Raw genomic sequence first — 21649 nt, forward strand, 5'->3', positions numbered from 1 at the left:
CCGACCGGCCCGGCGCGGCGCTCGGCGACGCGCTGTTCGCGCTCGGCTCCGCGAGCGCGCTGCGCTTCGACGACCCGGCGCCCGCGCCGCCCGCCCGGGCCGGCGGCGCAGCCGAGGGCCCGCGGGCGATGGTCGCGGGCGCGACGACGCTCCTGCGCCTCGTGCGGGCGCGCGCACGCACGGTGCTCGACTCGGTGCGGCCGCGCTACCGCGTGCTCCTCGTCGCGGGCGCGGTGGCAGTGATCGCGGTCGCCGCGCTGCTCGCGTCGCCGAGCGGGGGCGATGCCGCGCCGACCGGCGGCGCGCGCGGAGCGTCGACGCCGGCGGCGGCGGACGATCGAGCCACCGACGGCGCGAGCGCGCGGCCGGGCGCCCGCCCCGCACAGGATCCGTCGATCACCGGCGACGACCCCGTCGCGGCGGTCGTCGCCCTCGCCGGGCTCCGCGCCGCGTGCCTGGCCGCGGCGTCGAGCGGATGCCTCGCGGGCGTCGACGAGGCGGGCTCGGCCGCGGAACGCGACGACCGCGCCCTGATCGCGGACCCGACGCCGGCATCCGTCGAGCACTCGGCGCTCGATGCGAGCGATCCGGTGCTCGTCGAGCCGCTCGGCGGCGCAGCTCTCGTGCGGCTGCACGACGGCGCCGGAACGGGACCGGCCTCCGTGCTCGTGATGAGAACGGAGGCCGGCTGGCGTCTGCGCGACTACCTGGACGGTGACCCGGGCGAGTGACCGGGTCGAGTGACTCAGATGCCCAGGTTCGCCTCGAACGCGGCGCCCTCGAGGCGGGACTTGACCGCCGAGAGGAAGCGCGCCGCGTCCGCTCCGTCGATGACGCGGTGGTCGTACGACAGCGCGAGGTAGACGTAGGAGCGGATGCCGATGGCGTCGACGCCGTCGACCGTCACGACGCCCGGCTCCTTGACGACGATGCCCGTGCCGAGGATCGCGCTCTGCGGCAGGAACACCACGGGGGTGTCGAACAGCGCGCCGCGCGAACCCGTGTTCGTGACCGTGAAGGTGCCGCCGGAGAGCTCGTCGGGCTTGAGCTTGTTGTCGCGCGTGCGGGCCGCGAGGTCGGCGATCTGGCCGGCGAGCGCCGCGATGGTCAGGGTCGCGGCGTCGCGGACGACGGGCGTGAGCAGCCCGCGCTCCGTGTCGACCGCGATCGCGATGTTCTCCGTCGCCGGGTAGACGATGTTGTTCTCGGCGTCGACGGTGGAGTTGATCACGGGGAACGCCTGCAGCGCCTCCGCCGCGGCGAGCGTGAAGAACGGCAGGAACGACAGCTTCGAGCCCGACTTCGCGAGGAAGTCGCCCTTCACCCGGTCGCGGTACGACGCGAGCTTCGTCACGTCGACCTTGACCACGGTCGTGAGCTGCGCGGTCGAGTTCATTGACGCGACCGCGCGCTCGGCGAGCACCTTGCGCAGGCGCGAGAACGGCACGGTCGTGCCGCGCAGCGGCGAGACCTCGAGCGCGGGCGCGGCGGGCGCCGCGGGGGCGGCCTCGGGAGCGACGGATGCGGTCGCGTCGAGCACGTCCTGCTTGCGGATGCGGCCGCCCACTCCCGTGCCCGTGAGGGTCGCGAGGTCGACGCCCTTCTCGTGCGCGAGCTTGCGCACGATCGGCGTGACGTAGCCGGCGTGCGAGGCGTCGGCCGCGGGAGCCGGGGCGGCCTCCGGCGCGGGCGCCGGCGCGGGTGCGGGTGCGGTGACCGGGGCGGCCGCCGGGGCGGGTGCGGGCGCTGCGACGGGCTCCGGCGCGGGTGCGGCGGCAGGCGCGGCCGCGGCGACGGGCTCGGGTGCCGGGGGGGCGGGAACGGGCTCGGGTGCGGGGGCAGCCACGGGCTCGGGTGCGGGAACGGGCTCGGGTGCGGGTGGTGCCGCGACGGGCGCCTCACGCTCCTCGGAGGGGGCGGCGGCGACGGGCTCGGGCACCGCGACGGGCTCGGGCGCCGCGACGGGCTCGGGCGCCGCCTCGGCCGGCGCGGCCGACGACGAGCCGTCGCCGATGCGCACGAGCGCGGTGCCGACCTCGACGGTCTCGTCCTCGGCGACGAGGATCTCCTCGATCACGCCCGCGACGGGCGACGGGATCTCGGTGTCGACCTTGTCGGTGGACACTTCGAGCAGCGGCTCGTCCACCTCCACGCGGTCGCCGACGTTCTTGAGCCAGCGCGTGACCGTGCCCTCGGTGACGCTCTCACCGAGAGCCGGGAGGTTGACGGATTCGCTCATCAGGGGTGCTCCTCTTTGACGATCAGGTTCAGCTTAGTGACGGGGGCGCGGCGCTCAGAGGGCGTGCAGCGGCTTGCCCGCGAGCGCGAGGAACGCCTCGCCGAGTGCCTCGTTCTGCGTCGGGTGGGCGTGGATGAAGGGCGCGATGTCCTCCGGGTACGCCTCCCAGTTGACGGCGAGCTGCGCTTCGCCGATGAGCTCGCCCACGCGCGCGCCGATCATGTGCACGCCGACGACGGGCCCGTCGTTCACGCGCACGACCTTGACCGAGCCCGAGGTCTCGAGGATGTGGCTCTTGCCGTTGCCGGCGAGGTTGTAGTCGTAGGCGGTGACGGCATCCGCTCCGTACTTCTCGATCGCCTTCGCCTGCGAGAGGCCGATCGAGGCGACCTCGGGGTCGCTGTAGGTGACCTTCGGGATGAAGGCGTCCTCGACGACGATCGGGTTCAGGCCCGCGATCTCCTCGGCGACGAAGATGCCCTGCTGGAAGCCGCGGTGCGCGAGCTGCAGGCCGGGCACGATGTCGCCGACCGCGTAGAGGCCGGGCACGGAGGTCTCGAGGCGCTCGTTCGTGATGACGAAGCCGCGATCGACCGTGACGCCCTGCTCCTCGTAGCCGAGTCCCGCGGTGACGGGGCCGCGGCCGACGGCGACGAGCAGCAGCTCGCCGGTGAACTGCTTGCCGTCCTCGAGCGTGACGGTGACGCCGTTCTCGTCCTGCACGGCCGAGGCGAACCGCGTGCCGAGGTTGAACTCGATGCCGCGCTTGCGGAACGCGCGCTCGAACTGCTTCGAGACGCTCTCGTCCTCATTGGGCACGAGGTGCGGCAGCGCCTCGATGATCTGCACCTCGGCGCCCCACGACTTCCAGACGCTCGAGAACTCGACGCCGATGACGCCGCCGCCGAGCACGAGCACCTTCTTCGGCACGAACTGCAGCTCGAGCGCCTGCTCGGAGGTGATGATCCGGCCGCCGATCTCGAGACCGGGGAGCGAGCGCGAGTACGAGCCGGTCGCGAGCACGACGTTCGTGCCCGTGTAGGTGTCGTCGCCGACCTGCACGGTGTGCGGCCCGACGAGCCGGCCCTCGCCCTCGACGGTCACGATCTTGCGGGCCTTGAGCAGGCCCTGCAGTCCCTTGTACTTCGAGGAGATGATGCCCTCGCGGTACGCGTGCACCGCGCTGATGTCGATGCCCTGGAACTCGGCCTGCACCCCGAACCGGGCGCTGTCGCGGGCATTGTCCGCGATCTCGGCGGCGTGCAGGAGCGCCTTCGTCGGGATGCACCCGACGTGCAGGCACGTGCCGCCGACCTTGTTCTTCTCGATGAGCGCGACGCTCTTGCCGAGCTCGCTCGCTCGCAGGGCGGCGGCGTATCCGCCGCTTCCCCCTCCGAGCACGACCAGATCGAATGACTGCTCCGACACCCGATGACTCCCTTGATTGCGGATCGCTTGACAGCGGAGGTGGAGGCGCGCGCGAGTGGTGGGTGCGCGGGCCGGGGGGATGGCGAGGGATGCCCGCCCCGTCGACTGTACTACGCGGCGCTCGGCGATTCCGGCGCGGCCACGGGGCGCTCGGCGAGGTCGGCGGCGAGGTCGACGAGCGTGCGCAGCGCGATCGCCGTCGGCCCCTTGCCGGTGTAGCCGAAGCCGCCGCCGTCGTTGTTCGCGGGGCCGGCGATGTCGAGGTGCGCCCACGGGATGCGCGGCGCGTCGGGCTCGTCGCTCACCCGTCCGACGAACTCGCGCAGGAACACGCCGGCGACGAGCATCCCTCCCGCCGTGTTGCCCGGCTTGACGTTCGCGATGTCGGCGACGTCGGAGTTCAGCAGCGCCCGCAGGTCGCCCGGCAGCGGCATGTGCCAGAACGGCTCGCCTGCGGCATCCGCGATCTCGATGACCCGGCGTACGAGTCCCGTCTCGCCCATCACGCCGACGTAGCGGTTGCCGAGTGCGACGCGCGCGGCGCCCGTGAGCGTGGCGATGTCGACGAGCACGTCGGGGCGCTCGGCGCTCGCAGCCGCGAGCCCGTCGGCCATGACGAGCCGGCCCTCCGCATCGGAGTTGAGGTTCTCGACCGTCGTGCCGTCGACGATCCGCAGCACGTCGTTGGGCCGCATGGCGCTGCCCGACGGCATGTTCTCGGCGATGCACATCCACGCCGTCACCCGCACGGGCAGCCGGAGAGCGGATGCCGCGAGCACGACCGCGAGCGCCGTCGCGGCCCCGGTCATGTCGTACTTCATGCCGATCATGCCCGTCGGCGGCTTGAGCGAGAGGCCGCCGGTGTCGAACGTGATGCCCTTGCCGACGATCGCGAGGTGGCGCTCGGCGCCCGTGGAGGAGTAGACGACCTTCGCGAGGCGGGGCGGCCGCACCGAGCCCGAGCCGACGCCGAGGATGCCGCCGTACCCGCCCGCGGCGAGCGCGTGCTCGTCGAGCACCTCGACCCGGACGTCCGCCGCGGCCTCGCCGAGCTCGACGGCGCGCGCGGCGAGCGTCTCGGGGTAGAGCTCCGACGGCGGGGTGTTCACGAGGTCGCGGACGAGGTGGGTGGCCTCGCCGATCGCCGCGGCGCGCGCGAGGGCCGGCTCGCCGTCGAGCTCGCTCGCGACGATGACGGATGCGGCGGGCAGCTTCGTCGCCCCGAGCGACGTGCTGCGCAGCGCCGTGTACGCGTAGGCGCCGATCGCGGCGCCCTCGAGCGCGGCGGCCAGGTCGGCCAGGTCGCTCAGCGGGAGCACGAGCGCGACGCTCTCGACGCCGAGCAGCTGCCGCGTCGCGGCGCCCGCGGCGGCCCGGAGGGCGTTCGCATCCGGTGCGGGCGAGCCCAGCCCGACGAGGGCGAGGCTGCGGGCGGCGGCGCCCGTGAGCGGCAGCCGCCGCACCTCGTCCGCGCCGCCCGTGACGCCGATCGCCCCGAGGTCGCCGGCGGCCGCGACGAGCGCCGGGTCGTCCGTGCTCAGCCGCGGGCCGTCATCCGTCTTCAGCACGCCGACGACGAGGACGTCGGCGGCGATCTCGGTGGGGGCGGACGGGGTCACGGAGAGCGCGGGGACGGCCATCCCGTCATCGTATCGACGGCCATCGGGCGCTCCGGTCCCGGCGGGTGAGCCGCGTTCGCTCAGGGCTTGACCCGGGGCCCGCCCGCCTCCGGCGCCCGGCGCCGGGGCGCGGTTATCGTGGGGTCATGCTCGAGCCGGAGAACCTCTACGACATCGCGATCGATGGTTCCGAGGTGCCGCACGGTCTGCCGCTCGTCGCCGGTCTCACCGGGTTCGCGGATGCCGGCAGCGCCGTATCGCAGTTCAGCGACTACCTCGTCGACGTGCTCGACACGCGCGTCGTGGCGCACTTCGACGCCGACTCGCTGCTCGACTACCGCGCGCGGCGCCCGACGATCTTCTTCGACGAGGACCACCTGAGCGAGTTCCGTCCGCTGTCCCTCGACCTGCGCCTGGCGAAGGACGAGCTCGGCCAGCAGTTCCTGCTGCTCGTCGGGTACGAGCCGGACTTCCAGTGGGAGCGGTTCACGGCGGCCGTGCTGCAGCTCATCGAGCGCTACCGGGTGGCGTCGACGACGTGGGTGCACGCCATCCCGATGCCGGTGCCGCACACCCGTCCGATCAGCGTGACCGTGAGCGGCAACCGCGACGAGCTCATCGGGGCGATGTCGATCTGGAAGCCGCGCACCGAGGCCCCGGCCAACGCGCTGCACATGCTCGAGTACCGGCTGCAGAAGCTCACCCACCCGACCGCGGGCTTCGTGCTGCTCGTGCCGCACTACCTCGCGGACACCGAGTACCCGGCCGCCGCGATCGCGGCGCTCGAGAGCATCACGGCGGCGACCGGACTGCTGTTCCCGACCGAGCGGCTGCGGGCCGAGGGCCGGGACTTCCAGAACAAGATCGACCAGCAGGTCGAGACGAACGCCGAGCTCGCCCGGCTCGTGTCGACGCTCGAGCAGCGGCACGACAGCTACGTGCTCGACAACCCGCTGCCTTCGCCGCTGGCGGATGCGGACGGCGAGCTGCCGACCGCCGACGACATCGCGGCCGAGCTCGAGGACTTCCTCGCGAGCCGTCACGACGACGACGCCTGACCCCGCCGGCTGAGCGGCCCGTGCGCGACGCCGTACGATCGCGAGCGTGAACTCGCGGCGCGCCTGGGTCGTGTTCGGCGTCGCCGTCCTCGCCTACGTCATCGCCGTGCTGCAGCGGTCGTCGCTCGGCGTCGCGGGGGTCGACGCGACCGAGCGCTTCCACACCCAGGCGCTCGCGCTCTCGACGCTCGCGGTCGTGCAGATCGTCGTCTACGCGGGACTGCAGATCCCCGTCGGCGTCACGCTCGACCGGGTCGGGCCGCGCGCGCTCATCCTGGCCGGCGCGGTGGTCATGGTGCTCGGGCAGCTGCTCGTCGCGCTCGCCCCGGGTCTCGGCGTGGCGATCGCGGGCCGCATCCTCGTGGGCGCCGGGGACGCGATGACCTTCATCTCCGCCCAGCGGCTCGTCGTGGCCTGGTTCTCCGGGCGGCGGGTCCCGCTCGTCTCGCAGCTGCTCGGCACCCTCGGCTCCGCCGGGCAGGTGCTCTCCGCCGTGCCGTTCGCGCTCGTGCTGCACGGCACGGGCTGGACGCCGGCGTTCCTGTCCGCCGCGGCCTGCTCCGTGCTCGCCGCGGTCGCGGTCGGCGTCGCCGTGCGCGACGAGCCCGCGGGACGCGTCGAGCGAGCACCCGAGCCGCTGCGCGCCGCGCTCTCGCGACTGCGCGACGCCCTGCGGCATCCCGGCACCCGGCTCGGCTTCTGGGCGCACTTCGTGACGCAGTCGAGCGGCACCGTCTTCTCGCTGCTGTGGGGCGTGCCGTTCCTCTCGATCGCGGTCGGACTCGGCCCGGCCACGGCATCCGCCCTGCTCATCGTGCCGATCGCGACGGGGGTGCTGAGCGGTCCGCTGCTCGGCCTGCTCACCGCGCGCTACCCGCACCGGCGCAGCAACGTCGTGCTCGGCATCGTCGTGGCGATGGGCGTGGCGTGGGCCCTCGTGCTCGCCTGGCCGGGCATCCCGCCGCTGCCGATCGTGTGCCTGATGCTCGTGGCGATCGGTGTCGGCGGGCCGGGCAGCCTCATCGGCTTCGACTACGCGCGCACGTTCAACCCGCAGCGCAGTCTCGGCAGCGCGAACGGGATCGTGAACGTCGGGGGATTCCTCGCGAGCTTCACGATGATGTTCCTCATCGGCGTCGTGCTCGACGTGCGGGACGCGGCCGTGGGCGGCGACGGCACGCCCGCGTCGCTCTATGCGCTCGACGGCTTCCGGCTCGCGTTCGGCGTGCAGTACCTCGTGGTCGGCGCGGGGGTCGCGTTCCTCATCGCCGAGCGCCGGGCGACGAGGCGCCGGATTCGGGCGGACGAGGGAATAACGGTGGCCCCGCTCTGGGTTGCACTCAGTCGACAGTGGCGGCGTCGAGAGTGACGGCGCAGGTGACGGCGCGGGGCGTCGTCGGGCGGACGATAGCAGGCCGCCGCGTGTGCGACAATAGAAGGAAGACCCGGTCTCGACCGCGTTGCGCAATCCCTGGAACGGGGGGTGACCCCCCCGCGAGCGGGTGAGTCGCTCGCAGGACTTGACATGGGTCTTCGTACTGCCCGAAAGAGCGATGTACTGCCCGAAAGAGCGATCTAGAACCCCCGGAGAGGTGCTCGAATGGCGACTCGAACGAAGTCCGCGGTCCTGACGGAGGCCGACGAGACGACCAGCGCGTCGGCGACTGACGCGGCGACGGATGCCGCCGCGAAGCCCGCGGCGAGGAAGACGGCCGCGAAGACCACGACGGCGAAGGCCGCGGCTGCGAAGCCGGCGGCCAAGAAGCCCGCCGCGAAGGCGAAGGCGCCCGCGAAGGCCCGTGCGAAGGACGACGACGCGGATGCCGACGAGGTGGTCGACGAGGAGGAGGTCGTGGACGTCGTCGAGGACGCCGACGCGACCGACGAGCCCGAGACGAAGGACGTCGTCGAGACCAAGGACGACGACGCCGACTCCGACGAGGACGACTCGCCGATCGAGGTGCGCGAGGAGGTGCCCGCGGGCGCTCTCGTGCTGACCGCCGGCGACGACGAGGACGAGATCCCGGTCTACTCGACGGCGATCACGGGCGCGACCGCCGACCCGGTGAAGGACTACCTCAAGCAGATCGGCAAGGTCGCCCTCCTCAACGCGGAGCAGGAGGTCGAGCTCGCGATGCGGATCGAGGCCGGCCTCTTCGCCGAGGAGAAGCTGTCCAAGATGACGGATGCCGAGAAGCGCAGCCAGCTGGGCCGCGAGCTCACCTGGGTCGCGAAGGACGGTGCCCGTGCGAAGTCGCACCTGCTCGGCGCGAACCTCCGCCTCGTCGTCTCGCTCGCGAAGCGCTACACGGGTCGCGGCATGCAGTTCCTCGACCTCATCCAGGAGGGCAACCTCGGCCTCATCCGTGCCGTCGAGAAGTTCGACTACACCAAGGGCTTCAAGTTCTCGACCTACGCGACGTGGTGGATCCGCCAGGCGATCACCCGCGCGATGGCCGACCAGGCGCGCACCATCCGCATCCCCGTGCACATGGTCGAGGTCATCAACAAGCTCGCGCGCGTGCAGCGCCAGATGCTGCAGGACCTGGGCCGCGAGCCCACCCCCGAGGAGCTGAGCCGCGAGCTCGACATGACCCCCGAGAAGGTCATCGAGGTGCAGAAGTACGGGCGCGAGCCGATCTCGCTGCACACCCCGCTCGGCGAGGACGGCGACAGCGAGTTCGGCGACCTCATCGAGGACACCGAGGCGGTCGTGCCGGCGGATGCGGTCGGCTTCACGATGCTGCAGAAGCAGCTCGAGTCGCTGCTCGACTCGCTGAGCGAGCGCGAGGCGGGCGTCATCCGCATGCGCTTCGGCCTCGGCGACGGGATGCCGAAGACGCTCGACCAGATCGGCGACACGTTCGGCGTGACGCGCGAGCGCATCCGTCAGATCGAGTCGAAGACGATGGCGAAGCTGCGCCACCCGAGCCGCTCGCAGTCGCTCCGCGACTACCTCGAGTAAGCACCGCGTGGTGCGCGTCCTGCCGGCAGGCAGGGTTCTCCTCGCCGTCTGGGCGGGCAAGCTCGCGGCGCTCGCCCTGCGCGCGCTCGGCCGGGCCGGCACGCACGTGCCCGGCCTGATCGCCCGGCGGCTGCACCCGGGGATCCTCGCCGGGGTGCAGCATCCGCCGCGCGTCGTCGTCGTGACGGGCACGAACGGCAAGACCACGGCGTCGAACCTGCTCACCGAGGCGCTGCTCGCGCAGGGCCTGCGCGTGGCGAGCAACCGCAACGGGTCGAACCTCGCGGCGGGCATCGCCGCGACGCTCATCGGCGCCGTCGACTGGCGCGGGCGCTCGCGTGCCGACATCGCCGTGCTCGAGATGGACGAGCGCTCCGCGAAGCTCGTGCTGCCCGGCCTCGCGCCCGACCTGCTGGTCTGCACGAACCTCACGCGGGACTCGATCAAGCGCAACGCGCATCCCGCCTACATCGCCTGGCTCGTCTCGTCGGCGCTCCCGGCGTCGACGGAGCTCGTGCTCAACGCCGACGACCTCATCACGTCATCGCTCGGCACGGCCGCGGACGGCAGCGCGATCAACCCGCGCACCCACTTCGCCGTCGACCGGCTGCCGACCGACGGCACCCGCCCCTCGGGCGCGGCGGTCGACGTGCAGATCTGCCCGGTGAGCGATCACCTGCTCGAGTGGGACTACTGGCGCTACAACCACATCGGCAAGGCGCACTGCCCGGCGTGCGGGTTCCGGTCGCCGGATGCCGCCTACCGGGTGACGAGCGTCGACGCAGCGGCCGGCACCCTCGGGCTCGACCTCGCCGGAGAGGTGCTGTCGGCCCGGCTCATCAACGACAACATCGTCAACGTCTACAACGAGGTCGCCGTCGCTGCGACCCTCGATCGCCTCGGCATCGCGAAAGACGGGATCATCGGGGCCCTCGCGAGGATCGAGCCGCCGACGACGCGGTTCGCCGAGGAGACCGTGGCCGGCGTGCGGCTCGTGCGCCAGCTCACCAAGGGGCTCGTCGGCGTCGCGTGCTCGCGGGCGTTCGCCTATCTCGCATCGTTCCCGGGCCGCAAGGCGGTCGTGCTCACGATCGACGAGGTGAGCGAGCGCGAGACCGATGTCGAGAACGTCGCGTGGACCTACGACGCCGACTACGAGTACCTCGCCCACGCCGGCGTCGAGCGGATCGCGGTCGGCGGCGTGCGCCGCCACGACCAGGCGCTGCGGCTCGCGATCGCGGGCGTCGACCCGGCGCGGATCGTCACGGTCGCGGCCGAGACGGATGCCGCCGAGGTGCTCGACCTCGACGGCGCGGATGCCGTGTTCAACCTGCACAGCGTGCACAACGCCGAGAGCACCGGCAACCTCGTGCAGGCGCGCCTGCGCGAGCGGCTGCGAGCGTCCGGAGGCCCGCGATGACCCGGGCGCTCACCATCGAGGTGCTCTACCCGGAGATCGCGAACCTGCACGGCGACCTCGCCAACATCGACTACCTCGCGCAGTGCCGGCCGGACGCCCGGATCGTGCGCACGGCACTCACCGACACCCCGGCGTTCGCGAGCGACCGGGCCGACCTGGTCTACCTCGGACCGCTCACCGAGCGCGGGCAGCTCACCGCGATCGAGCGCCTGCGCCCGCACCGCGCCGCCCTCGAGGCGTCGATCGAGGCGGGGGTCTCGTTCCTGTTCACGCACAACGCGGCCGAGGTGCTCGGCGAGCGGATCCGCAACGACGACATGGGCTACGACATCGCCGGCGTCGGCGTCTTTCCACTCGAGGCCGAGTTGCGGATGTTCGGCCGCTACAGCGGCAAGGTGCTCGGGTCGGCGCCCGAGGCCGGCGCCGACCACCCCGTCGTGGGCTACAAGTCGCAGTTCTCGATGGTCACGGCCCCCGAGTCTCTGCCCGGCTTCCTCACCGCCGAGCGCGGCGTCGGCCGGTCGACGTCGACTGCGGTCGAGGGCGTGCGCCGGCAGAACTTCATCGGCACCTCGCTCATCGGACCGCTGCTCGTGCTCAACCCGCACTTCACTCGCGGGCTGCTCGCCCGGCTCGACCCCGACACCCAACCGACCCTCGCGCACGAGTCACTCGCGCTCGCTGCGTATGACGCGCGGCTCGCGGGCTTCCGCGACGATCGCCGGTGGCATCCGTTCGAGCGGGTGACCGCCCAGCCGAACGATGAAGCGACGAGAGCGTCACCGGTCTCGGCATCGACCAAAACGTGAGCGCAGGACTGGTGACTGGCCATATCGGTCACCGGGCCGCCATCTCTGGCGGACCACCTCGATGCCTCCGGCGGACGCGGCAGCACTGGACGCAACCCGAGAACGCCGGATGCCCCGGACCTCTCGGTCCGGGGCATCCGTTCGTCTGGGGCGGGGGAGCGCTCAGCGCGCGGCCTCCGCGAGCAGGCGCGACGACTCGTCGTGCCAGTGCAGTGCCGTCGCCGACAGCTTGTCCTTGAACTGCGCGCCGTGGTGGGCGCAGAACAGCAGCTCGCCGCTCGCCATCGTCACCCGGATGTAGGCCTGGGCCCCGCAGCTGTCGCAGCGGTCGAGAGCGGTCAGGACGTAGCCCTCGTCCAGGTCGGTGACTCCCGTGGTCATCTGGGACATGTCGTCCTCCTTCGCTCGTCGATCCGTCCCCGTGCTGGGGATCGGGTGCATTCATACAAGCACGATCGTGTTTCACGTGTGGGTCGTGCACATGGCATTTCGCTCAGCGCGAAGGTGGTGCGTGTCGGCTGTGTGTCGGGCCCGTCACGCGCCGGGTGTCGCGCGCGGCCGCGTCGGTCGCCGGGCTTACGCTGGGCGACGGTCTGTGCTCCTCGACGCACGGGCCGGGCACGGAACAGGGGGAGCGCATGGCGGCATCGAACTCGGCGGCGTCCACGTCGGCGTCATCGAGCTACTCGGCGCGGCACCTCTCCGTGCTCGAGGGTCTCGAGGCGGTGCGCAAGCGTCCCGGCATGTACATCGGCTCGACCGACTCGCGCGGTCTCATGCACTGCCTGTGGGAGGTCATCGACAACTCCGTCGACGAGGCGCTCGCGGGCCACGGCGACGCGATCGACGTCGTGCTGCACGCCGACGCGAGCGTCGAGGTGCGCGACCGGGCGCGCGGCATCCCGGTCGACATCGAGCCCAAGACCGGGCTCTCGGGCGTCGAGGTCGTGTTCACGAAGCTGCACGCCGGCGGCAAGTTCGGCTCCGGCTCCTACGCCGCGTCGGGCGGCCTGCACGGCGTGGGCGCCTCCGTCGTCAACGCCCTCTCGGCCCGCCTCGACGTCGAGGTCGACCGCGACGGCAAGACCTGGGCCATGTCGTTCCACCGCGGCGAGCCCGGCGTGTTCGCGGACGCCGACCCCGCGTCCCCGAGCCCGGACTCGCCGTTCACGCCGTTCGTCGCGGGCAGCGAGCTGCGCGTCGCCGGAAAGGTCGCCAAGGGCGTCACCGGCACCCGCATCCGCTACTGGGCCGACCCGCAGATCTTCACGCGCGGCGCCGGCTTCCAGGCCGACGACCTCGTGCAGCGTGCGCGCCAGACGGCGTTCCTCGTGCCGGGGCTCGGCATCAGCATCCGCGATGAGCGCTCGCGGGCCGACGGCGCGGCGGATGCCGGCGGTGCCACCACCGAGACGTTCCGCTACGACGGCGGCATCAGCGAGTTCGTCGACTTCCTCGCCCCGGATGCGCCGCTCACAGACACCTGGCGCATGCAGGGCACGGGCACGTTCACCGAGACCGTGCCGGTGCTGCAGGAGAACGGCCACATGGTCGCGACGGAGGTCGAGCGCGAGTGCGCCGTCGACCTCGCGCTGCGCTGGGGCACGGGCTACGAGACGGTGTTCCGCTCGTTCGTCAACATCATCGCGACGCCCAAAGGCGGCACGCACCAGGCGGGCTTCGAGCAGGGGCTGATGCGGTTCCTGCGCACCCAGGTCGAGCAGAACGCCCGCCGCCTCAAGGTGGGCGCGAACGAGAAGCTCGAGAAGGAGGACCTGCTCGCGGGGCTGACGGCCGTGCTCACGGTTCGCCTCGCCGAGCCGCAGTTCGAGGGCCAGACGAAGGAGGTGCTCGGCACTCCGGCGGTGCGCGCGATCGTCGCGAGCGTCGTCGGCAAGGAGCTCGCCGCGCGGTTCGGATCGCCGAAGCGCGACGACAAGGCGCAGAGCGCGCTCGTGCTCGAGAAGGTCGTCTCCGAGATGAAGTCGCGCATCTCGGCGCGTGCGCACAAGGAGACCCAGCGCCGCAAGAACGCCCTCGAGTCGTCGTCGCTGCCGGCGAAGCTCGTGGACTGCCGCTCGAACGACGTGGCCCAGAGCGAGCTGTTCATCGTCGAGGGCGACAGCGCGCTCGGCACCGCGAAGCTCGCGCGCGACAGCGAGTTCCAGGCGCTCCTGCCCATCCGCGGCAAGATCCTCAACGTGCAGAAGGCGTCGGTCTCCGACATGCTCTCCAACGCCGAGTGCGCGTCGATCATCCAGGTGATCGGCGCCGGCTCCGGCCGCACCTTCGACCTCGAGCAGGCCCGATACGGCAAGGTCATCATCATGTCCGACGCGGATGTCGACGGCGCCCACATCCGCACGCTCCTGCTCACGCTGTTCTACCGCTACATGCGGCCGATGATCGAGGAGGGCCGCATCTACGCGGCCGTGCCGCCGCTGCACCGCGTCGTCGTGAACGGCGCGGGCGCGCGCAAGCCCGAGGTGATCTACACCTACTCCGAGAAGGAGCTGCACGGCGTGCTCGCGGCGCTCAAGCGCTCGAACCGCCGCTACCAGGATCCGATCCAGCGCTACAAGGGCCTGGGGGAGATGGATGCCGACCAGCTCGCCGAGACGACGATGAGCCGCAACGGCCGCACGCTGCGCCGGGTGCGCGTCGAGGACGCGGATGCCGCGGCCCGCACGTTCGAGCTGCTCATGGGCAACGAGGTCGCGCCGCGCAAGGAGTTCATCATCGCCGGCGAGGGTCTCGACCGCGGTCGTATCGACGTCTGAGGGCGGCATGCCCGCGACATGCCGCTCTCATGCCAGCGCCACGCCGTGGCCATTCTGCAGATCAAGCGGCTGCCCGACGAGGTGCACGCGGCGCTCGCCGTTCGTGCCCGCGCCGAGGGCACCACGATGTCGGAGCTCGCGGCCGAGGAGGCCGAGTCGGCGATGCGGGCGTGGCTCGAGGCGGACCTCGATCGCGTCTCCGCCGCGTCGTTGGTGGCTGAGGCCTGGCGGATGCGCGCCGCGGTGCGTCCCGCCGACGGCCTCTACGTCGCTCTCGCCCGCAGCATCGACGTGCCGCTCATCACGAGTGACGCCCGGCTCGCGCGCGCGCCGATTCGCGACGTGACCTTCATCGTCGTCACGTAGCCCGGCGCCGACGGGTTCGCCATCGCGCGCGATGGACTCAGGGCGAACGTTTTCTCGCTTCGGCACGGCTCGACCCCTACTATGGGGCACACGCGCCCCGCTCCTCTCGGGCACGACATCGATCGTCGCTCGTCCTGGGAGTCGTCATGCCGCATCCTGTCCGTCGAATCGTGGCCATCGCCGTCGCGGCGCTTCTCGGGGCCGGTGGTCTGCTCTCGGTGTCCACCGCGGCGGTGGCGGACTCGCGCAACATCCAGTTCGCCGCGAACCCCGATTCCCTCGGCGCCATCCCGGATGGCGCGTGCACCGGGCAGGGCCCGGCCCGCGCGGTGACGTTCGCCGTGTCGGGCCTCTCCGGGGCCGCGCGCGACGTGCGGCTTGACGGCGTGTCGATCGCGCACACCTGGATCAGTGACCTGAGCGTCGCGCTCGTCGCTCCCGACGGCACGGCGGCACCGATCTTCGACCACATCGGTCGAGCGTCGACGTCGGATTGCTCGAACGGCAGCAGCTCGAAGCTCGCCGGTTCGTACGATTTCACGGATGACGCGCCGACGAGCATCTCGGCGGCGGCGCTGGCAGCCAACGGTTCGACCATTCCGGCGGGGGCCTACCGCGCTGGGGCTCCGGACGGTGCACCGGCGGCGATCACGAGCGCGTTCGGCGGCTCGGCGCTGAACGGCACCTGGACCCTGAGCCTCATCGACTCGCACGCGGCAGACGTCGGGTCGATCTCGGCCGCGTCGCTGGAGATCGTCGACTCGACGGGCGTGACCATCACGGTCGCGCCGTCGGTGACATCCCAGGCGCAGCCGACGTTCGGGTTCTACCTCGGTCGCAGCGCTGCGATCGAGTGCTCCATCGTCGTCGCGGGGTCCGCGCCGAGCTTCTCCGCGTGCGGCGGGCCCGGGTGGCATCGCGCTACCGTGCCGCTCGCCGACGGCGCCTACACGTTCTCGGTGCGCCCCTCCTACGACGGACTGCTGGGACCGGTGACCAGCCACGCCTTCACCGTGGGCGCGCAGTCGTGCGCCAGCGCGACCTCCGCCTCGCGCGCCGCTGACGACGCGGTCGCCGCGGCGACGACGGCCACGACGAGCGCCGCGGCGGCGGCGAGTCGCGCGACCGCCGCTCTCACGAAGGCGAAGAAGGCGGTCGCGGCGACCACGAAGGCCAAGGCCACGGCGTCGAAGAAGCTGTCGGGCAAGAAGAGGGCCGCGAAGGTGAAGGCCCTCGGCAAGAAGCTGACGGCGCAGAAGAAGACCGTCACGAAGCGAACCACGGCGTCGACCGCCGCACGGTCGGCACTGGCCGGTGCGCAGTCGACGCAGCTGACGGCGGCGATCAGCGCGCGCGATGCCGCGGCCACGGCGGCGGGCGCCTGCGTGGGCTGAGCGCCCCGCACGTGAGACGACTTGCAGGCGCCAGGCTGCGTCGCATCACGGGTGCCGCATCCGCTCTGGGGAGCCACGCTGAGGAGCCGCGCAGGCAGGGGGTCCGCGCGCGGAGTACCGTGCCGAACGTGACGATCGCTGCTTCCGACACTGCTCTCGAGGTGGAGGTGACCGGCGGCCGCATCGCCGGGAGCGTGCGGGGCGGACTGCGGATGTGGCGCGGCATCCCGTATGCGGCGCCGCCCGTCGGTCGTCGCCGGCTCCGTGCGCCCGAGCCCGTCGTGCCGTGGTCCGGGGTGCGCTCGGCCGCGGAGTTCGGCGCCGTCGCGTACCAGGACCGCGACACGCAGGTCGGCGTCGGCACGGGCCGGCTGCCGCGCTCGGAGGACTGCCTGACCCTCAACGTCATCGCCCCCGACGACGAGGTCGCCGGGCGCCCGGTGATGGTGTTCATCCACGGCGGCGCCTACCTCAACGGCTCGTCGCGCGAGATCCCGCACCTCGGCGAGGCGCTCGTGCGCGAGGGCGGCGTCGTGTTCGTGAACCTCAACTACCGGCTCGGCGCACTCGGCTACCTCGACTTCCGCCGGTACGGCAGCGAGGCGCGGCCGTTCGACGCGAACCTCGGCCTGCGCGACCAGGTCGCGGCGCTCGCCTGGGTGCGCGACAACATCCGTGCGTTCGGCGGTGACCCGGATGCCGTGACCGTGTTCGGGGAGTCCGCGGGCGCGAACGCGGTCACCACCCTGCTCGCCACGCCGTCCGCGCGCGGGCTGTTCGCCCGCGCGATCGCGGAGAGCTCGCCCGTCGAGGCGATCTACACGGAGGACGTCGCGCAGGACTGGGCCGGGGTGTACGTCGACATCCTGCGCGAGCTCACCGGGGAGCGAGAGGTCGACGTCGCGACGCTGCTCTCGACGGCGGGCGCGGGCGTGATGACGCGCGCGGCGGTGCTCATGCAGCGCCGGTTCACCGAGGACGTGCCGGGGACGGCGCCGTTCTCGCCCGTGATCGACGGCGACGTGCTGCCGGAGCGCCCGTCGGATGCCGTGGCCGCCGGACGATCGGCGCGCGTGCCGCTCATCATCGGCACGAACGAGCGCGAGGGCACGCTGTTCCGCGGCCGGCTCGACCTGCTCGCGAGCACGAAGCCCCGCATCCGGGCGATCTTCGCGAAGACGGAGCGCGACGCGCGGCGCAACCTGTTCTCCGTGTACCGCGCGCTGCCGGCGCGCACCTCGGCGGCGCAGTTCGCCGGCGACTACTCGTTCTGGTATCCGTCGATCAAGTACGCGGAGGGCCACGCGCAGCACGCGCCGGTGTGGTTCTACCGGTTCGACATCGCGCCGCGCGTGCTGCACCTCACGGGCTTCGGGGCGACGCACGGCATCGAGCTGTTCGCCGTGTTCGACCTCATCGACACCCCGATCGCGCGGCTCGCGGGCATCCTCGGCGGACGCGGCGCATTCCGCCGCGCCGGATCGCGGGTGCGGAACCGCTGGCTCGAGTTCGCGCGCTCGGGCACGGTCGGCACGGGTTGGCCCACCTACGACGTCGACGCGCGGCGCACGCTCGTCATCGACGAGCCGGACCGGGTCGAGGCCGACCCGCTCGCCGAGCGCCGCACGGCGTGGCAGGCGTTCGTGCCGTACGTGTAGCGCGCCCGACCGTGCCCCGCCGGGCCGGGCGCTGGCCGAGGAGCCCGCGAGCGCAGCTGTCGGCGTCTCGAGACCACGGTGTTCGCGTGCGCAGCTGTCGTTGGTCGAGGAGCCCGCGAGCGTAGCGAGTCGGCGTCTCGAGACCACGGTGTTCGCGTGCGCAGCTGTCGTTGGTCGAGGAGCCCGCGAGCGCAGCGAGTCGGCGTCTCGAGACCACGGTGTTCGCGCCCGTGGGGGGAGACGGCGTGAGGCCGGCGCGCCGCGGAACGGCCCGAAACCGCACGGTGCGCCACGGTCGAGCGCGGACACGGTCGAGCGCCGACACGGTCGAGCGCGGACACGGTCGAGCGCCGACATCACGGAAATGCAGGAGCGTGGCGCGGCGCGCGTGAAGCCCGCCCCGGTATCACGCGAGCGTCTCTGCGGTGACGCTCGGGTGCTCCTGCATTTCCGTGATCGCGGGGAGGGTTTCCGCGGTGGGGCCGCGCTGGGTGGAGCGCCCGGACCCGCCCGGAGGAGCAGTGGCGGCGCCGGCTCGCTTCGCGCGCGGCTCCTCGACCAGCGGGGTGCGACACAGCTGCCGCTCCGCTGGTTGAGGAGCGCCCGAGCAGTAGTGCTGGGCGGCGCGCCCGGAAGAGCAGCGGCGGCGTCATACCCCGCTGGTTGAGGAGCGCCCGAGCGCCGCGAGGACACGTCTCGAGACCACCCGCCCGCCCGAACGATCCGTGGTGGTCCCGAGCGCCGACATCACGGAAATGCAGGAGCGCGGCGCGGCGCACGCGCGCCCAGCCCCCGTATCACGCGAACGTCTCTGCGGTGACGCTCGGACGCTCCTGCATTTCCGTGATCGAGGGGAGGGATTCCACGGTCGGGCCGGGTTGCGCGGCGCGCCCGGAGGAGCGGTGCCGGCGTCACACCCCGCTGGTTGAGGAGCGCCCGAGCGCAGCGAGGACGCGTCTCGAAACCACCCGCCCGCCCGAACGATCCGTGGTGGTCTCGAGCGCCGACATCACGGAAATGCAGGAGCGCAGCGCGGCGCACGCGCGCCCGGCCCCCGAATCACGCGAACGTCTCTTCGGTGACGCTCGGATGCTCCTGCATTTCCGTGATCGAGGGAGGGTTTCCGCGGTCGGGCCGGGCAGGGTGGCGCGCCCGGAGGAGCGACGGCGCGGCGAGCGGAGCGAGCCGGCGTCTCGAGACCACTGTGTTCGCTCGCGGGCGGGGGGTGGTCTCGAGACGCGACCGTCGCTCCGCTCGGGCGCTCCTCGACCAGCGGGGCCGGTCAGCGCGTCGGGCGCTCCTCGACCCCAGCGGGGCCGGTCAGCGCGCCGGGCGCTCCTCGACCCCAGCGGGGCCGGTCAGCGCGCCGGGCGCTCCTCGACCAGCGGGGCCGGTCAGCGCGTCGGGCGCTCCTCGACCGGCGGGGCGAACGGGCCGGGCGGGGCGCTACAGGGAGCGGCCGATGGAGCCCACGACGCCGTCGAGCGGCGTGCCCGAGGCGTCGCGGCGCGCGCCGGACTCGGGCAGCGCGCGGATCGATCCGTCCGGCCCGACGGCGACGGGCGGGGCCGCGCCGACCCAGGCGAGGGCGAGCGAGTCCTCGCCGCGCAGGAACGCGTGGGCGCGCACGCCGCCCGTCGCGCGGCCCTTGCCCGGGAACTCGGAGAACGCGCTCACCTTGCCGCGTCCGGGGTCTGCACCGAGCAGCGTCTCGGACGCGGACGACACGGTCGCCACGACCAGGTCGTCGGCGGGGTCCACCGCGCCGAAGAACAGCACCCGCGCCTTCGCCGAGACGTTGATGCCCGCCATGCCGCCCGCGGCGACGCCCTGCGGCCGCACCGCCGCCGCGGCGAAGTGCAGCAGCTGCGCGTCGGTCGTGACGAACACGAGCTCGGCCGCGTCATCCGTCTGCGCGACCCCGACCACCTCGTCGCCGGGCTTGAGCGCGATGACCTCGAAGTCGGGCCGGTTCGGGTATCCGCCGGGCGTCACGCGCTTCACGACGCCCTGCCGGGTGCCGAGCGCGATCGGCGCATCCGCCTCGAGCGAGACGAGCCCGAGCACGCGCTCCTTCTTGTTCGCGAGCGCGAGGTAGTCGCCGATCTTGACGCCCGCGCCGAGCTGCACCGAGTTGGTCGGCACGCTCGGCAGGTCGACGGGGGAGAAGCGGATGAGGCGGCCGAGGTTCGTGACGGCGCCGATCTCGCTGCGGCTCGTCGTGTCGAGCGCGGCGAGGATCGCGTCGTGGCGGGATCGGCGCCGCGGCGGCACGATCTCGGCGTCGTCGCCGAGGTCGACCCGGATGGCGCGGCCCGTCGTCGAGAGCAGCACGCGGCACGCGGCATCCGCGATCTCGAGCACGGGGGCGCTCGCGCGCGACGACCGCGACGACGAGGCGGTCGCGATGCTCGGCCGCGCCTCGGTGAGCAGGGTGCGGCGCGGGGTGCCGAAGCGCTCGGCGACCTCCTCGAGCTCGTCCGCGACGACCCGGCGCACGAGCGCGGGGTCGCCGAGCAGCGTCTCGAGCTCGGCGATCTCGGCCCGCAGCTGGCTCTGTTCGCGCTCGAGCTCGAGGCGGCTGAACCGGGTGAGGCGGCGCAGGCGCAGCTCGAGGATGTACTCGGCCTGCCGCTCGGAGAGGTCGAAGACGTCCTGCAGGCGGGTGCGCGCCGTCTCGCCGTCGTCGCTCGTGCGGATCACCTGGATGACCTCGTCGATGTCGAGGATCGCGATGAGCAGGCCGTCGACGAGGTGCAGCCTCTCGCGCTTGCGGTCGAGCCGGTACTGGCTGCGCCGGGTGATGACGGAGAGCCGGTGGTCGAGGAACACGCGCAGCAGCTCGCGCAGCCCGAGCGTCTGCGGACGGCCGTCGACGAGGGCGACGTTGTTGATGCTGAACGAGTCCTCGAGCGGGGTGAGCTTGTAGAGCTGCTCGAGCACGGCGTCGGGGGAGAACCCGGTCTTGATGCCGATCACGAGGCGGAGGCCGTTCTTGCGGTCGGTGAGGTCGGCGACATCCGCGATGCCGCTGATCTTCTTGGCCTGCACGCCGTCCTTGATCTTCTCGATGACCTTCTCGGGGCCGACGAGGTACGGCAGCTCGGTGACGACGAGACCGGTCTTGCGCGCGGTGAGCTGCTCGGTGGTCACGCGGGCGCGCGTCTTGAACGCGCCGCGGCCCGAGGCGTAGGCGTCGCGGATGCCGGCGAGCCCGATGATCGTGCCGCCGGACGGCAGGTCGGGGCCGGGCACGTACTCCATGAGCTCCTCGAGACTCGCCCCGGGATTCTCGAGCAGGTGCTTCGCGGCGCCGACGACCTCGATGAGGTTGTGCGGCGCCATGTTGGTCGCCATGCCGACGGCGATGCCGCTGCCGCCGTTGACGAGCAGGTTCGGGATCGCGGCGGGCAGCACGTCGGGCTGCGTGAGCTGGTTGTCGTAGTTCGGCACGAAGTCGACGACGTCCTCGTCGAGGCCGTCGGTCATCGCGGTGGCGGGCCACGCCATCCGTGCCTCGGTGTAGCGCGCGGCCGCCGGGCCGTCGTCGAGCGAGCCGAAGTTGCCGTGCCCGTCGACGAGCGGCACGCGCAGCGTGAAGTCCTGCGCCATGCGCACGAGCGCGTCGTAGATCGCGCCGTCCCCGTGCGGGTGCAGCTTGCCCATCACCTCGCCCGTGATGCGCGCGCTCTTGACGTGGCCGCGGTCGGGCCGCAGCCCCATCTCGGACATCTGGAACAGGATGCGGCGCTGCACGGGCTTGAGCCCGTCGCGGGCGTCGGGCAGCGCGCGCGCGTAGATGACGGAGTAGGCGTACTCGAGGAACGAGCCCTGCATCTCGGCGGAGACGTCGATCTCATCGATCCGCTCGCCGCCGGACGCGGTCGTCCCGCTGCTGTTGGTAGTCATAGCC

14 protein-coding genes and 1 pseudogene are annotated in these 21649 nt (G+C 72.5%); 10 read left to right on the plus strand and 5 right to left on the minus strand.

Annotated features, from left to right (window positions below):
- Nucleotides 1–731: pseudogene (locus tag QT381_RS09190) on the plus strand (hypothetical protein); the annotation flags it as partial.
- A gap of 14 nt (nt 732–745) precedes the next feature.
- Here the strand turns inward: QT381_RS09190 and QT381_RS09195 are convergent.
- The 3 genes from QT381_RS09195 to QT381_RS09205 all read right to left on the minus strand — a co-directional run bounded on the left by QT381_RS09195 (nt 746) and on the right by QT381_RS09205 (nt 5307).
- A complete protein-coding gene (locus QT381_RS09195; RefSeq protein WP_289248619.1) occupies nt 746–2239 on the minus strand; it encodes a 2-oxo acid dehydrogenase subunit E2 in 1494 nt (497 codons plus the stop codon).
- 54 nt (nt 2240–2293) lie between these two features.
- Complete coding sequence (lpdA, locus tag QT381_RS09200; RefSeq protein ID WP_289248620.1) at nt 2294–3667, minus strand: dihydrolipoyl dehydrogenase; 1374 nt, start codon at nt 3665–3667, stop codon at nt 2294–2296.
- Between the two features lie 110 nt (nt 3668–3777).
- Entirely contained in the window at nt 3778–5307 is a 1530-nt protein-coding gene (locus QT381_RS09205) for a leucyl aminopeptidase (protein WP_289248621.1), read from the minus strand.
- 125 nt (nt 5308–5432) lie between these two features.
- Between QT381_RS09205 and QT381_RS09210 the strand changes: the two genes are divergently transcribed.
- The 5 genes from QT381_RS09210 (at nt 5433) to QT381_RS09230 (ending at nt 11538) form a co-directional block, all read left to right on the plus strand.
- On the plus strand, nt 5433–6344 hold the full coding sequence (locus QT381_RS09210) for a proteasome assembly chaperone family protein (protein ID WP_289248622.1): 912 nt from the start codon (nt 5433–5435) through the stop codon (nt 6342–6344).
- A gap of 46 nt (nt 6345–6390) precedes the next feature.
- Nucleotides 6391–7713 (plus strand): MFS transporter, encoded by a 1323-nt coding sequence (locus tag QT381_RS09215; protein ID WP_289248623.1) that lies wholly within the window; start codon nt 6391–6393, stop codon nt 7711–7713.
- A 231-nt stretch (nt 7714–7944) separates the two neighbouring features.
- A complete protein-coding gene (locus QT381_RS09220) occupies nt 7945–9309 on the plus strand; it encodes an RNA polymerase sigma factor (protein WP_289248624.1) in 1365 nt (454 codons plus the stop codon).
- A gap of 10 nt (nt 9310–9319) precedes the next feature.
- The gene (locus tag QT381_RS09225; RefSeq protein ID WP_289248625.1) at nt 9320–10729 is read left to right on the plus strand and encodes a Mur ligase family protein; all 1410 of its coding nucleotides are present in this window, start codon (nt 9320–9322) and stop codon (nt 10727–10729) included.
- Nucleotides 10726–11538 carry a hypothetical protein gene (locus tag QT381_RS09230; RefSeq protein ID WP_289248626.1) on the plus strand — a complete coding sequence of 271 codons (813 nt, stop codon included), beginning with the start codon at nt 10726–10728 and terminating at the stop codon, nt 11536–11538. The genes QT381_RS09225 and QT381_RS09230 overlap by 4 nt, the downstream gene beginning before the upstream one ends.
- 162 nt (nt 11539–11700) lie before the next feature.
- Here the strand turns inward: QT381_RS09230 and QT381_RS09235 are convergent, their stop codons facing one another.
- On the minus strand, nt 11701–11928 hold the full coding sequence (locus QT381_RS09235) for a DUF7455 domain-containing protein (RefSeq protein ID WP_289248627.1): 228 nt from the start codon (nt 11926–11928) through the stop codon (nt 11701–11703).
- Nucleotides 11929–12176: 248 nt separating this feature from the next.
- Between QT381_RS09235 and QT381_RS09240 the strand changes: the two genes are divergently transcribed.
- From QT381_RS09240 to QT381_RS09255, 4 genes are all read left to right on the plus strand, one after another.
- Entirely contained in the window at nt 12177–14318 is a 2142-nt protein-coding gene (locus QT381_RS09240; RefSeq protein ID WP_289248628.1) for a DNA gyrase/topoisomerase IV subunit B, read from the plus strand.
- Nucleotides 14319–14363: 45 nt separating this feature from the next.
- A complete protein-coding gene (locus tag QT381_RS09245; RefSeq protein WP_289248629.1) occupies nt 14364–14684 on the plus strand; it encodes a PIN domain-containing protein in 321 nt (106 codons plus the stop codon).
- 170 nt (nt 14685–14854) lie between these two features.
- Nucleotides 14855–16078, plus strand: coding sequence for a hypothetical protein (locus QT381_RS09250; protein WP_289248630.1), 1224 nt, complete (start codon nt 14855–14857; stop codon nt 16076–16078).
- Nucleotides 16079–16206: 128 nt separating this feature from the next.
- Nucleotides 16207–17736, plus strand: a complete 1530-nt coding sequence (locus QT381_RS09255; protein ID WP_289248631.1) for a carboxylesterase/lipase family protein — start codon at nt 16207–16209, stop codon at nt 17734–17736.
- A gap of 1446 nt (nt 17737–19182) precedes the next feature.
- Here QT381_RS09255 and QT381_RS09260 read toward each other — a convergent pair.
- A complete protein-coding gene (locus QT381_RS09260) occupies nt 19183–21645 on the minus strand; it encodes a DNA gyrase/topoisomerase IV subunit A (RefSeq protein WP_289248632.1) in 2463 nt (820 codons plus the stop codon).
- Nucleotides 21646–21649 lie beyond the last annotated feature (4 nt).

Source organism: Galbitalea sp. SE-J8, assembly GCF_030345695.1.
Classification (GTDB): domain Bacteria; phylum Actinomycetota; class Actinomycetes; order Actinomycetales; family Microbacteriaceae; genus JAUASV01.

Bases quoted from the DNA above. Each gene is read 5' to 3' on its own strand.
- QT381_RS09260 (WP_289248632.1), bottom strand. From the start codon at position 21,645: ATGACTACCAACAGCAGCGGGACGACCGCGTCCGGCGGCGAGCGGATC.
- QT381_RS09210 (WP_289248622.1), top strand. From the start codon at position 5,433: ATGCTCGAGCCGGAGAACCTCTACGACATCGCGATCGATGGTTCCGAG.
- QT381_RS09220 (WP_289248624.1), top strand. From the start codon at position 7,945: ATGGCGACTCGAACGAAGTCCGCGGTCCTGACGGAGGCCGACGAGACG.
- QT381_RS09195 (WP_289248619.1), bottom strand. From the start codon at position 2,239: ATGAGCGAATCCGTCAACCTCCCGGCTCTCGGTGAGAGCGTCACCGAG.
- QT381_RS09240 (WP_289248628.1), top strand. From the start codon at position 12,177: ATGGCGGCATCGAACTCGGCGGCGTCCACGTCGGCGTCATCGAGCTAC.
- QT381_RS09235 (WP_289248627.1), bottom strand. From the start codon at position 11,928: ATGTCCCAGATGACCACGGGAGTCACCGACCTGGACGAGGGCTACGTC.
- QT381_RS09205 (WP_289248621.1), bottom strand. From the start codon at position 5,307: ATGGCCGTCCCCGCGCTCTCCGTGACCCCGTCCGCCCCCACCGAGATC.
- QT381_RS09230 (WP_289248626.1), top strand. From the start codon at position 10,726: ATGACCCGGGCGCTCACCATCGAGGTGCTCTACCCGGAGATCGCGAAC.